We start from the raw sequence: 12390 nt of genomic DNA, 5'->3' as shown, positions 1-12390 counted from the left end.
ACGCCGGTCCGCCGCCCACGGGGCGCTGGTACGCACCGCCCCAGGTCCCCCGGGGCTGGGTGCAGGCCGCCCCGCCGCCGCCACCGCCGGCACCCGCCGCCGGTGGGCGTCCGGTGACCCCGCCCGGGATGCCGCCCTTCGACGTCCCCCGCACCTACCTGCAGCTGATGCTGGCCCGGGACTGGGCCTGGTGGCGCCCGCTGCTGGGACTGCTGCTGTTCACCGTGCTGTACCTGGTGGCCGCCGTCGTGGTCACCCTGGCGGTGCTGGTGACCGGCGTGGTGCCGGTGGCGAACCTGCTGGACCTCACCGACCCCGGCGTCCTGCTGATGACCAACCTGTCGCTGATCGTGGCCATCCCGATCGTGTGGGCCTGCTGGGCGGTCGCCCACGGCCTCCGTCCGGGGTGGGCCTCCTCGGTGACCGGCCGGTTGCGCTGGCGGCTGCTGTGGCCCCTCACGTGGCGCGCACTGGCCACCCTGGGCGTCGGGGTGGTCCTCACCATCGGCATCAGCGTGGTCGCCGACGGCGGCGGGATCACCGGACCGGACTCCTCCTACGTCTGGCTGCTGCTGGTCGTGCTGCTCACCACGCCGCTGCAGTCGGCGGCCGAGGAGTACCTCTTCCGCGGGTACCTGAGCCAGACGATCGCCGGTTGGGTGCACACCGAGCGGGCCGGCGCCGTCGTCGCCGCGGTGCTCACCGCCGCGCTGTTCTCCGCCGCGCACGCCCCGCCGGACGTGTTCACGTTCCTCGACCGGTTCGTCTTCGGTCTGGCCGCCTCCGCCGTCACCTGGCTCACCGGCGGCCTGGAGGCGGCGATCGTGCTGCACGCGGTGAACAACGTCGTCGTCTTCACCGTCGCCGGCCTGCTCGGGGACGGCGTGGCCTCCTCGGTGCCGCCCGCCGGCGTCGGGCTGCTCATCACCCTGCTGGACGTGCTGGTGATGGGGGCCTACGTCTGGCTGGTGGCCCGGGCCCGGCAGACCCTGGCCGCCGCGACTCTGAGCCCCGCCGTCGACCTGCGGCGGGTGCCGGTGTGGGCACCCAGCTGGGTCCCGGCACCGCCGCTGCCGCCGGCCGTCCGGGTGGGTGGACCGCCCCCGCCGGACCCCCGCTGGTCGCGACACGGCGGCTGACCCGAGGGGGGGTGTGCGACCCCCCGGAGGGCATCGGGTAGTGTCTTCGACGGCGCCGCGAGGTGCTGAACGGCCAATGGGGTATGGGGTAATTGGCAGCCCGACGGTTTCTGGTTCCGTTAGTCTAGGTTCGAGTCCTGGTACCCCAGCGAGGAACGCTCCACCTCCTCCGGTAAGATCTGCACACAGCACCACCAGTTCTGGCCCCGTCGTCTAGCGGCCCAGGACGCCGCCCTCTCACGGCGGTAGCGAGGGTTCGAATCCCTTCGGGGCTACACCTCGAGAGCCCCCGACCTGCTCAGGTCGGGGGCTCTCGGCGTTCCTGGGTGGGCGTTGACGCGGGCACCCGGGTGGGTTGTGATCGGGGTCTCATCCACCTCAGCGCGGAGGCACCCCCATGAGCAGGCTCCGGTTCGGCATCTTCCTGGCCCCCTTCCACCCGGCGGGGGAGAACCCCACGACGGCCATCCAGCGGGACCTGGAGCTGGTCGCCCACCTGGACCGGTTGGACTACGACGAGGCCTGGATCGGGGAGCACCACTCCGCCGGCAGCGAGATCATCGCCTCGCCGGAGATCTTCATCGCCGCGGCCGCCGAGCGGACCCGGCGGATCAAGCTGGGCACCGGGGTGACCTCGATCAGCTACCACAACCCGCTCTGGGTGGCCGAGCGGATGGTGATGCTGGACCACCTGACCCGCGGGCGGGTGATGCTGGGCTGCGGCCCGGGCTCGCTGCCGACGGACTCGATGATGCTGGGGCTGGACCCCACGGCGACGCGTGAGCTGCTGGCCGAGAACCTGGACATCATCATGCGGTTGCTGCACGGGGAGACCGTCACCGCGACCACCCGCACGCACACCCTGGTCGACGCCCGGCTGCACCTGCGCCCCTACAGCGAACCGCTCTTCGACGTCGCCGTGGCCGCTGTCGCCTCACCCACCGGACCGCGGCAGGCCGGTACGCACGGCATCGGGCTGCTCTCGATCGGTGCCACGCTCTCCCCGGACGGCTTCGACGCCCTCGCCCACCACTGGTCGGTCGTCGAGGAGCGCGCACAGGCGCACGGGCAGACCGTGTCCCGGGCCGACTGGCGGCTGGTCGGGCTGATGCACGTCGCCGAGACGCGCGAGCAGGCCTACGCCGACGTCCAGTTCGGCATCGAGAGCTGGTTCCGGTACTTCCAGAAGACCGCGGCCTTCCCGCAGATGGCGGTCGAGGGCGGCGACGCCAAGGAGATGATCGACTTCATCAACGACGCGGGCATCGGGGCGATCGGCACCGTCGAGGACGCCCGTGCCCAGGTGCAGAAGCTGTGGGACCAGTCCGGCGGCTTCGGCGCGATGCTGCTGCTGGCCCACGAGTGGGCGAACCCCGAGGCGACCCGGCGCTCCTACGAGCTCATCGCCCAGCACGTCTTCCCGCACTTCCAGGGCGGGCAGACCACACACGCCCAGGCGACGCTGGGCGCCGCGGAGCGGGCCGGCGGCAAGCGGGAGGACTACGCGGCCCAGCAGCTGCAGGCCGTGGCCACGATGACCGAGCGCTACGCCGCAGAGGTCGCCGCGAAGGGCTGAGCGTCGGGTCACGCCTGGGTTGAGCCTGGTGCGTCCGGGGGACAAGAGCCCCCGGACGCGCCCAGCCCGGGTGCCCACGACAGGAGCACCCATGGACCTCGGCATCAGCGGACGCACCGCCCTCGTGACCGGAGCCGACTCCGGCATCGGCCTGGAGACCGCGCGGGTGCTGCTGGCCGAGGGTGTCCGGGTGGTCATCACCGACGTGGACCAGGAGGCCCTCGACGGCGCCGCCGCCGGGCTCACCGGCGACGTCACCGCCGTCGCCGCCGACCTGACCGACCCCGAGGACGTCGCCCGCCTGAAGGCAGCCGTCACCGAGGCGATCGGTGACCCCTCGATCCTGGTCAACGCCGCGGGCATCACCGGCGCGCAGGGCCTCTTCCACGAGATCGACGAGGAGGGCTGGCGGTCCACCCTGGAGATCGACTTCTTCTCCGTGGTCCGCGTCGTCCGGGCGTTCGTGGACGGCATGCGCTCGGCCGGCTGGGGCCGCATCGTGCTGCTGGCCAGCGAGGACGCCGTCCAGCCCTACGTCGACGAGCTGCCCTACTGCGCGGCCAAGGCCGCCGTCCTCAGCCTGACCAAGGGCCTGTCCAAGAGCTACGGCTCCGAGGGTGTGCTGGTCAACGCGGTCTCCCCGGCGTTCATCGCCTCGCCGATGACCGACGCGATGATGACCAAGCGGGCGGAGGAGAACGGCACCTCCTTCGACGAGGCGGTCGAGTCCTTCCTGGAGGAGGAGCGGCCCGGGATGGAGCTGGGCCGACGCGGTCGGGTCGAGGAGGTCGCCGGCGTGATCGCCTTCCTGTGCTCGGAGCGCGCCAGCTTCGTCAACGGCAGCAACTACCGGGTGGACGCCGGGTCCGTCGCCACGATCTGAGGGCGCTCCCGGCCCGGCCGCCGACGCGTGGCCGGGCCGGTGTTAGCGTTCACAATCGTGATCAGCACCACCCGCCACCTCGCCGACGGCCGCGAGATCGTCTACTTCGACAGCGCGCAGCGGCCCCGTGACGCCGTCGACACCCGCGACCTGCCGCCCGTCGCGACCCGCTCGCAGGTCCGCTGGGACCCCCTCCTGGGGGAGTGGGTGGTCATCGCCGCGCACCGTCAGACGCGGACGTTCCTGCCGCCCACCGACCAGTGCCCGCTGTGCGCCTCCACGCCCGCGCGCGCCACCGAGGTGCCCGAGGCCGAGTACGAGGTCGCGGTGTTCGAGAACCGCTTCCCGTCGCTCTCGCTGTCGGTCGACCGGGACGTCCCGCCGAACGCCGACGGCACCCCGCTGGTCACCCTGCGCCCCGGCGAGGGCCGCTGCGAGGTCATCGTGTTCACCAGCGACCACGACCGCTCCTTCGTCGACCTGGGCGCCGAGCGCGCCCGGCTGGTCGTCGACGCCTGGGCCCAGCGCACCGAGGCCCTCTCCGCCGAGCCGGGCGTCGAGCAGGTCTTCCTCTTCGAGAACCACGGTGAGGAGATCGGGGTGACCCTGGCCCACCCGCACGGGCAGGTCTACGCCTACCCCTTCCTCGCCCCGCGGGTGCAGCGGGTCCTCACCCAGGTCGCCGCGCACCGGGCCGCCACCGGTGGCGACCTGCTCGCCGAGGTCTTCGACGCCGAGCGCACCGGCCCCCGCGTGGTCACCGCCAACGAGCACTGGACGGCCTTCGTCCCCGGTGCCGCCCGCTGGCCCTACGAGCTGACCCTGGTCCCGCACCGCCGGGTGCCCGACGTCGCCGCGCTCACCGACGCCGAGCGGGACGCCTTCGTCGAGGTCTACCTCGACGTGCTGGGCCGCTTCGCGCACCGCTTCGACGCCCCGATGAACTACATCTCCAGCTGGAACCAGGGCCCGGTCTCCCAGACCGTCGACGGCGCCGGCCGGGAGGACTGGTGGCTGCACCTGCAGCTGTTCTCCTTCCGTCGCGCCCCCGGCAAGCTGAAGTACCTGGCCGGCTCGGAGTCCGGGATGGGCGCCTTCGTCTCCGACACCTCGCCCGAGGGCGTCGCCGAGGAGCTGCGCGCGGTGGTCCTGCCGTGAGCGCCTTCGCCGACCTCTTCGGCACCGAGCCCGAGGGCACCTGGATGGCCCCGGGCCGGGCCAACGTCATCGGTGAGCACACCGACTACAACGACGGCTTCGTGCTGCCCATCGCGCTCCCGCACCGGGTGCGCGCCGAGGTCGCCCGCCGCAGGGACGGCCTGCTCGCTGTGGCCTCCGCGCAGCAGCCCGGCGTGCTGGTCGAGGTCCCGGTGGCCGACCTGCGCCCCGGGCACCCGGCCGGGTGGGCCGGCTACGTCGCCGGCGTCGTCACCCAGTTCGACCTGCCGGGCGGGCTGTCGGTCCGCATCGACGGCGACGTCCCGGCCGGTGCCGGGCTCTCCTCCTCGGCGGCGGTCACCTGCTCGGTGGCCCTGGCGCTGCGCGACCTGCTGCGCCCCGACCTGTCCGTCGAGGAGCTCGTCGACGTCGCCCGGCGCTCGGAGAACGACTTCGTCGGCGCGCCGACCGGCATCCTGGACCAGTCGGCCTCGCTGCTGTGCCGGGCCGGCCACGCGCTGTTCCTGGACACCCGGGACCGCGCCACCCGGCAGGTGCCGCTGGACCTGGCGGCGGCCGGGCTGGCGCTGCTGGTCGTGGACACCGGGCACGCCCACTCGCACGCCGACGGCGGCTACGGCGACCGGCGCAAGGAGTGCGAGCGGGCCACCGAGGCCCTGGGCGTCCCGGCGCTGCGCGACGCCACGGTGGAGACCGTCGAGACCCTCGCCGACGACGTGCTGCGCCGCCGCGCCCGGCACATCGTCACCGAGGACGCGCGCGTCCTCCAGGTCGTGGACCTGCTCACCGGCGGCGGCGACCCGCGCGCCATCGGGCCGGTCCTCACCGCCGGGCACGTGTCGCTGCGCGATGACTTCGAGATCTCCACCCCGGAGCTGGACGCCGTCGTCGAGACCGCGCTGGCCGCCGGCGCCCACGGTGCCCGGATGGTCGGCGGCGGGTTCGGCGGCAGCGCCGTCGTGCTGGTCGACACCGCCGACCTGGACGCGGTCAGCGCGGCCGTGCAGCCGGCCGCCGGCAGCTACCGGACCTTCGTCGCCGTCCCGTCGCCGGGGGCGCACCGCGTCTCCTGACGCGGGCGTCCCTCAGCGCACGGCGCGGGAGATCGCGACGGCGGTGTCCAGCACGGCCCCGACGACCTCGGGGCTGGGACGGCGGCCCAGCCGCTCGACCGGGCCGGACACCGAGACGGCGCCCAGCACCGCACCCGAGCCGTCCCGGACCGGGGCCGACAGCGAGGCCACGCCGGGCTCGCGTTCGGCGATGCTGTGCGCCCAGCCACGCCGACGGACGTCGAGCAGGGTGCGGGCGGTGAAGCTGGCCGCCGGCAGCAGCGGGGTGACCTCGTCGGCGGGGGCGAAGGCGAGCAGGGCGTGCGCCGCGGAGCCGGCGGTCATCGGCAGGCGGGCCCCGACCGGGACGGTGTCGCGCAGTCCCGACAGCCGCTCGGCGGCGGCGACGCAGACCCGGGTGGAGCCGTCGCGGACGTAGAACTGGGCGCTCTCCCCGCTGGCGTCGCGCAGGGCCACCAGGTGCCGGGTGGCGGCGTCGGCCAGCTGCTCGGTGAGGTCCGCGCCGGCCCGGCCGAGCTCGGCCAGGGCCGGCCCCGGGGCCCAGGAGCCGTCGGGCGTGCGCCGGACCAGCCGGTGGCCCTCCAGGGCGACGGCCAGCCGGTGGGTGGTCGCCCGGGGCAGACCGGTGCGCTCCACCAGCTCGGCGAGCGTCGCGGGTTCGTCACGGACGGCGTGCAGGATGGCGACTGCTTTGTCCAGCACGGCAACGGGGTTAGGCTGTCCCACGAGCTGACACTCTCATCTCACCAGTTGAGATGGCAAGGTCACCGAGGACACAGGAGGCACGGCCGTGGGGCAGACCCTGGCGCAGAAGGTCTACGAGCAGCACGTGGTGCGACGCACCGAGGGCGAGCCGGACCTGCTCTACATCGACCTGCACCTGGTGCACGAGGTCACCAGCCCGCAGGCCTTCGACGGCCTCCGGGCCGCCGGGCGCACCGTGCGCCGTCCGGACCTGACGATGACCACCGAGGACCACAACGTCCCCACGACCGACCTGCTCGCGCCCATCGCCGACCCGGTCAGCCGGGCCCAGGTGCAGGCCCTGCGGGACAACACCGCCGAGTTCGGCCTGCGCACCGCCCCGATGGGCGACCGCGACCAGGGCATCGTGCACGTCATCGGCCCGCAGCTGGGCCTGACCCAGCCGGGCATGACCATCGTCTGCGGGGACAGCCACACCTCCACGCACGGCGCCTTCGGCGCGCTGGCCTTCGGCATCGGCACCAGCGAGGTCGAGCACGTGCTGGCCACCCAGACGCTGCCCCAGCGCCCCGCCAAGCAGATGTCGGTCCGCGTCGACGGCCAGCTGCCGGTGGGCGTCAGCGCCAAGGACGTCATCCTCGCCGTCATCGCCGAGATCGGCACCGGCGGCGGTCAGGGCCACGTCATCGAGTACCGCGGCAGCGCGATCGAGGCGCTGTCGATGGAGTCCCGGATGACGATCTGCAACATGTCGATCGAGGCCGGTGCCCGCGCCGGGCTCATCGCCCCCGACCAGACCACGGCCGACTACCTGGCCGGGCGCCCGCACGCCCCCCAGGGCGCCGACTGGGACGCCGCCGTCGCGCACTGGGCCACCCTGCGCACCGACGAGGACGCCGTCTTCGACCGCGAGGTCGTCATCGACGCCGCGACCCTCACGCCCTACGTCACCTGGGGCACCAACCCCGGCCAGGGCCTGCCCATCGGCTCCTCGGTGCCCGACCCCGCCCAGATCGCCGACGCCGGTGACCGCGCGGCCGCGGAGTCCGCGCTGGAGTACATGGGGCTGACCGCCGGCACCCCGCTGACCGACATCAGCGTGGACACCGTCTTCCTCGGCTCGTGCACCAACGGCCGGATCGAGGACCTGCGGGTGGCCGCCGAGCTGCTGCGCGGCCAGCACGTCGCCGCCGACACCCGGATGCTCGTCGTCCCCGGGTCGGTGGCCGTGCGCCTGCAGGCCGAGGAGGAGGGCCTGGACGCCGTCTTCACCGCCGCCGGCGCCGAGTGGCGCGGGGCGGGCTGCTCGATGTGCCTGGGCATGAACCCCGACCAGCTCAAGCCCGGCGAGCGGTCGGCCTCGACCTCCAACCGCAACTTCCAGGGCCGGCAGGGCAAGGGCGGGCGCACCCACCTGGTGTCCCCGGCCGTCGCTGCCGCCACCGCGATCACCGGGCGCCTGACGGCTCCCGCGACCCTGCAGGGAGCCGACGCCTGATGGACGCCTTCACCACGCACACCGGCACCGCGGCCCCGCTGCGGCGCACCAACGTCGACACCGACCAGATCATCCCGGCCGAGTACCTCAAGCGGATCACCCGCACCGGGTTCGAGGACGGGCTGTTCGTCGCGTGGCGCACCAACGAGCCCGACTTCGTGCTCAACAAGCCCGAGTACGCCGGCGCCTCGATCCTGGTCGCCGGCCCCGACTTCGGCACCGGCTCCTCCCGCGAGCACGCCAACTGGGCGCTGCTGGACGGCGGGTTCCGGGTGGTCGTCAGCGCCCGGTTCGCCGACATCTTCCGCAACAACTCGACCAAGTCCGGGCTGCTCACCGTGCAGCTGCCCGCTGCCGACGTCGAGGCGCTGCAGGACGCGTGCGAGGCCGACCCGGCGCTGCCGGTGACCGTGGACCTGGTCGCCAAGCAGGTCCGCTGGGCCGACGTCGCCGTGCCCTTCGAGATCGACGACTACACCCGCTGGCGGCTGCTGGAGGGCCTGGACGACGTCGGGCTCACCGAGAGGCACCTCGAGGACGTCACCGCGTTCGAGGCGGCCCGCCCGGCCTGGCTGCCCCGCACGCTGCCCGTCCTCTGACCGACCTCTGACCGACTTCTGACCGACCTCTGACCCACGACGGCCGCCGTCCCCACCCGGGGACGGCGGCCGTCGTCACACCCGGGAACCCACGGCCGCGGGCGGACGACAGCACCGGTGACCGATCTCCGACCGTGAGGACCCCCGTGCTGCCCTGGACCCGGACCGCCACCCTCGCCCTGCTGACCCTGACCGCGGTGCTGCTCACCGCCGGCCCCGCGTCGGCGCACACCGGGCTCTCGGGCACCCTGCCCGCCGACGGCGCGGTCGTCACCGAGGCACCGACCACGGTGACGCTGTCGTTCTCCGCGGCCGTCCGCGGGCCCGGGGTGACAGTCACCGGCCCGGACGGCGTCGGGGTGGGCGGCGAGGCCACCGTCGACGGGTCGGTGGTCACCGTGCCGGTCACGCTGACCACCGGCGGCACGCACACGGTCGACTGGGCGGTGACCTCCGGTGACGGGCACCGGCTGGAGGGCGCGACCACCTTCGACTGGGCGCCCCCCGTGCCGCTCCCCGTGCCATCCCCCGTGCCATCCCCCGTGCCGGGGACGACGCCGCCCACCACGACCGCTGCGCCGGAGTCGACCGCGGAGGCCTCCACGCCCGCCGTGGCAGAGCCCAGCGAGGCCGCCGGCACCTCGCCCACCGAGGAGGGCGCCGGCGTCGTCGTCGCCGTGCTGGTCGTGCTGCTGGCCGCCGGCGTCGCCGTCGGGGCGGTCCTGCGGCGGCGTCGCAGCTGAGCCCGGGCCCGCCGGGACGTCAGGCAGGAGCGTCCGGGTCGGCCGGGAAGTCGCGGTAGTAGTCGGCCAGCAGCGCGCCCGGGCGACCGCCCAGCACCCACACGCTGCCCTTGGCCGAGGGCGGCCACACCCCGCCCGCCGAGCCCGGGTGACGCACGCCCAGGGCCATCAGCACGGACGGGATGGCCCCACCCTGGCTGCAGACCACGGTCACCCCGGGGGTCGCCCGGGGCTGCAGCAGGCGCTGCACGGTGGCCACCCCGGCGGCCGGGTCCGCGCCGAAGCCGTCCTCGCCCAGCTCGGGCGCCTCGCCCAGCGGCAGGCCCAGCGCCTGCGCCAGCGGGGTCAGGGTCTGCCGGCAGCGCACCGGGGGAGCGGCGAGCACCTCGTCGGGGGCGAAGGCGCGCAGCACGGTGGCCAGCCGCCGGGCCTGGGCGCGGCCGCGGGAGTCCAGCGGCCGCGCGTCGTCGGGGCCGTCGAAGTCCTCCCGTTCGCCGGCGCTGGCGTGCCGCACCAGCAGCACCGTCGGGGTCCGGGGCACGTCGGTGCGGGCCAGGTCCTCCAGCACCGCCGCGTCGTGGGCGTGGGTGACCAGCCGGCAGGCCTCGGGCACGGGCAGCCAGCGCAGCTCGTCGACCTCGTCGTTGACCACGAAGTCCCCGGCGACGTGCTGCATCGTCCAGTAGTCGACCCGCTTGGGCCCGTGCCGGTGGGCGTACCGGGTCTGCACGCTGCGCCGGCCGACGACGACCTGCAGGCCGGTCTCCTCGCCGACCTCGCGGACCGCGGCCTGCAGGGGGTGCTCCCCGGCGTCCAGCTTGCCCTTGGGCAGCGACCAGTCGTCGTACTTGGGCCGGTGGACGACGGCGGTCTCCAGCGTCCCGCCGTCCCCCAGCCGCCAGACCGCGCCGCCCGCGGCCGGCTGCAGCCGGTCAGCCAGCGAGCTCACCGGCCATGACGAGCGCCTGGTAGTCCAGCCCGCCGGTCGTGGTCCAGCTGCCGTCGGCCTGCAGCTGCCAGCTGCGGACGTCGTCGGCCCACGCGCGGTCGAAGGTCCGCTGCAGCTGCGCCTGGGCGGCCTCGTCGGAGATCCGCAGCAGCACCTCCACCCGGCGGTCCAGGTTGCGGTGCATCAGGTCGGCGCTGCCCAGCCACCACTCCGGCGACCCGTCGTTGAGGAAGTGGCAGACCCGGGAGTGCTCCAGGAAGCGGCCCACGATCGAACGGACCCGGATGTTCTCGCTCATCCCGGGCACCCCCGGGCGCAGCGAGCAGATGCCGCGGATCCACAGCTGCACCGGCACGCCGGCGGTCGAGGCCTCGTAGAGGGCGTCGATCAGCTCCTCGTCGACGAGGGAGTTGACCTTGATGCTGATGCCCGAGGCGCGGCCCTCACGGGCGTGCCGGGCCTCCCGGCGGATCTTCTCCACCAGCCCGGCGCGGATGCCGTGCGGGGCCACCAGCAGCGAGCGGTAGGTGGTCTGCCGGGAGTAGCCGGTGAGGGTGTTGAACAGGTCGGTGAGGTCCGCGCCCACCCGGGGGTCGGCGGTGAGGATGCCGAGGTCCTCGTAGATCCGCGCGGTCTTGGGGTTGTAGTTGCCCGTCCCGATGTGGCAGTAGCGGCGCAGCACGCCGTTCTCCCGGCGCACCACCAGCGCCGTCTTGCAGTGCGTCTTGAGCCCGACCAGGCCGTAGACGACGTGGCAGCCGGCGCGCTCCAGCGAGCGGGCCCAGCTGATGTTGGCCTCCTCGTCGAAGCGGGCCTTGATCTCCACCAGGACGACGACCTGCTTGCCAGCTGTCGCGGCCTCGATCAGCGCCTGCACGATCGGGCTGTCACCGGAGGTGCGGTAGAGCGTCTGCTTGATGGCCAGCACCAGCGGGTCGGCGGCAGCCTGCTCGATGAAGCGCTGCACGCTCGTGGCGAAGGAGTCGTAGGGGTGGTGCAGCAGCACGTCGCCCTCGCGCAGGGTGGCGAAGACGCTCTTGGGCGTCTCGCCCTCGCTCAGCCGCGGGTGGGTGGCCGGGACGAACGGGTCGTCCTTGAGCTCGGGCCGGTCCAGGCCGTACAGCGCCATCAGCGCCGCCAGGTCCAGCAGTCCGGGCACGTGCAGCACGTCGGAGGGGGAGACCTCCAGCTCGTGCAGCAGGACGTCGAGGATCTCCGGGTCCATCGTGTCGGTGACCTCGAGCCGGACGGCGGGCCCGAACCGGCGCCGGGCCAGCTCGCGCTCCAGGGCCTGCAGCAGGTCCTCGTCGCGGTCCTCCTCCACCTCGACGTCGGCGTTGCGGGTGACCCGGAACAGGTGGTGGTCGATGACCTCCAGGCCGGGGAAGAGCTGGTTGAGGTGCGCCGAGATCAGGTCCTCCAGCGGGAGGAACACCGACTGGTCGTCCTGGGTCAGCACCGGCACGAAGCGCGGGACGTTGTCGGGCACCTTGACCCGGGCGAACCGGGGCCGGCCGGTCTCGGGGTCGCGCACCGACACGGCCAGGTTGAGCGAGAGCCCGGAGATGTAGGGGAAGGGGTGCGCGGGGTCCACGGCCAGCGGGGTGAGCACCGGGAACACCTGGTCGCGGAAGTACTCGCGCAGCCGCATGGCCTCGCCGTCGGCGACCTCGCCCCAGTGCACGATCCGGATGCCGTGCTGCTCCAGCCGCGGCACGACGTCGGCCACGAACACCTGTGCGTGCCGGGCGACGAGCTCCTGCGTGCGCGCGGTGATCCGGGCCAGCTGCTCCCGGATGGTCAGCCCGTCGGGGGAGCGGACCGTGAGGCCGGTGTTCTGCCGGCGCTTGAGCCCGGCGATCCGCACCATGTAGAACTCGTCGAGGTTGCTGGCGAAGATCGACAGGAACTTGACCCGCTCGAGCAGCGGTGCGTGCTCGTCCTCGGCCAGCTCCAGCACCCGGGCGTTGAAGTCCAGCCAGGACAGCTCGCGGTTGAGGAAGCGGTCGGCGTCGTGCAGGGGCTCGGTGGTCGGTTCGCTCACCC

The 12390-nt window shown here is 73.9% G+C and carries 11 protein-coding genes and 2 tRNA genes; 10 read left to right on the top strand and 3 right to left on the bottom strand.

Translation table 11 applies throughout. From position 1 onward, the window contains the following. Positions 1 to 113: 113 nt before the first annotated feature. The 7 genes from AC0IVP_RS02415 to galK all read left to right on the top strand — a co-directional run bounded on the left by AC0IVP_RS02415 (position 114) and on the right by galK (position 5850). Positions 114 to 1139 (top strand): lysostaphin resistance A-like protein, encoded by a 1026-nt coding sequence (locus AC0IVP_RS02415; RefSeq protein WP_471754288.1) that lies wholly within the window; start codon positions 114 to 116, stop codon positions 1137 to 1139. Between the two features lie 77 nt (positions 1140 to 1216). Then, positions 1217 to 1288 (top strand) — tRNA-Gln (locus AC0IVP_RS02410). A 53-nt stretch (positions 1289 to 1341) separates the two neighbouring features. After that, a tRNA-Glu gene (locus AC0IVP_RS02405) sits at positions 1342 to 1414 on the top strand. A 122-nt stretch (positions 1415 to 1536) separates the two neighbouring features. Then, positions 1537 to 2715 carry an LLM class flavin-dependent oxidoreductase gene (locus AC0IVP_RS02400; protein WP_056288247.1) on the top strand — a complete coding sequence of 393 codons (1179 nt, stop codon included), beginning with the start codon at positions 1537 to 1539 and terminating at the stop codon, positions 2713 to 2715. Between the two features lie 91 nt (positions 2716 to 2806). After that, the gene (locus tag AC0IVP_RS02395; RefSeq protein WP_056288244.1) at positions 2807 to 3598 is read left to right on the top strand and encodes an SDR family NAD(P)-dependent oxidoreductase; all 792 of its coding nucleotides are present in this window, start codon (positions 2807 to 2809) and stop codon (positions 3596 to 3598) included. 57 nt (positions 3599 to 3655) lie between these two features. Then, on the top strand, positions 3656 to 4756 hold the full coding sequence (galT, locus tag AC0IVP_RS02390; RefSeq protein ID WP_471754286.1) for a galactose-1-phosphate uridylyltransferase: 1101 nt from the start codon (positions 3656 to 3658) through the stop codon (positions 4754 to 4756). After that, positions 4753 to 5850: a galactokinase gene (galK, locus tag AC0IVP_RS02385; RefSeq protein WP_471754284.1), complete on the top strand. Its 1098-nt coding sequence runs from the start codon at positions 4753 to 4755 to the stop codon at positions 5848 to 5850. The genes galT and galK overlap by 4 nt, the downstream gene beginning before the upstream one ends. Before the next feature lie 12 nt (positions 5851 to 5862). Here galK and AC0IVP_RS02380 read toward each other — a convergent pair whose 3' ends face one another. Then, on the bottom strand, positions 5863 to 6552 hold the full coding sequence (locus AC0IVP_RS02380; protein ID WP_255352944.1) for an IclR family transcriptional regulator: 690 nt from the start codon (positions 6550 to 6552) through the stop codon (positions 5863 to 5865). Positions 6553 to 6640: 88 nt separating this feature from the next. Between AC0IVP_RS02380 and leuC the strand changes: the two genes are divergently transcribed. From leuC to AC0IVP_RS02365, 3 genes are all read left to right on the top strand, one after another. Then, complete coding sequence (gene leuC / locus AC0IVP_RS02375) at positions 6641 to 8053, top strand: 3-isopropylmalate dehydratase large subunit (protein ID WP_471754282.1); 1413 nt, start codon at positions 6641 to 6643, stop codon at positions 8051 to 8053. After that, positions 8053 to 8652 carry a 3-isopropylmalate dehydratase small subunit gene (gene leuD / locus AC0IVP_RS02370; protein WP_471754280.1) on the top strand — a complete coding sequence of 200 codons (600 nt, stop codon included), beginning with the start codon at positions 8053 to 8055 and terminating at the stop codon, positions 8650 to 8652. The genes leuC and leuD overlap by 1 nt, the downstream gene beginning before the upstream one ends. A 134-nt stretch (positions 8653 to 8786) precedes the next feature. Continuing rightward, positions 8787 to 9395, top strand: coding sequence for a copper resistance CopC family protein (locus tag AC0IVP_RS02365; protein WP_471754278.1), 609 nt, complete (start codon positions 8787 to 8789; stop codon positions 9393 to 9395). 19 nt (positions 9396 to 9414) lie between these two features. Here the strand turns inward: AC0IVP_RS02365 and AC0IVP_RS02360 are convergent, their stop codons facing one another. Together AC0IVP_RS02360 and AC0IVP_RS02355 are read right to left on the bottom strand one after the other, a co-directional pair. Then, a complete protein-coding gene (locus tag AC0IVP_RS02360) occupies positions 9415 to 10344 on the bottom strand; it encodes an NUDIX hydrolase (RefSeq protein WP_471754276.1) in 930 nt (309 codons plus the stop codon). Beyond that, entirely contained in the window at positions 10328 to 12388 is a 2061-nt protein-coding gene (locus tag AC0IVP_RS02355) for an RNA degradosome polyphosphate kinase (RefSeq protein ID WP_200938665.1), read from the bottom strand. The genes AC0IVP_RS02360 and AC0IVP_RS02355 overlap by 17 nt, the downstream gene beginning before the upstream one ends. Between the last annotated feature and the right edge of the window lie 2 nt (positions 12389 to 12390).

It is taken from the genome of Klenkia sp. AC732 (assembly GCF_979256525.1).
The sequence above is the reverse complement of the archived record's forward strand: the minus strand, read 5'-3'. Positions and strand labels throughout refer to the sequence as shown.

Excerpts from the sequence above, each read along its gene's own strand:
- leuD (WP_471754280.1), top strand. The coding sequence starts at position 8,053 with ATGGACGCCTTCACCACGCACACCGGCACCGCGGCCCCGCTGCGGCGC.
- AC0IVP_RS02400 (WP_056288247.1), top strand. The coding sequence starts at position 1,537 with ATGAGCAGGCTCCGGTTCGGCATCTTCCTGGCCCCCTTCCACCCGGCG.
- AC0IVP_RS02395 (WP_056288244.1), top strand. The coding sequence starts at position 2,807 with ATGGACCTCGGCATCAGCGGACGCACCGCCCTCGTGACCGGAGCCGAC.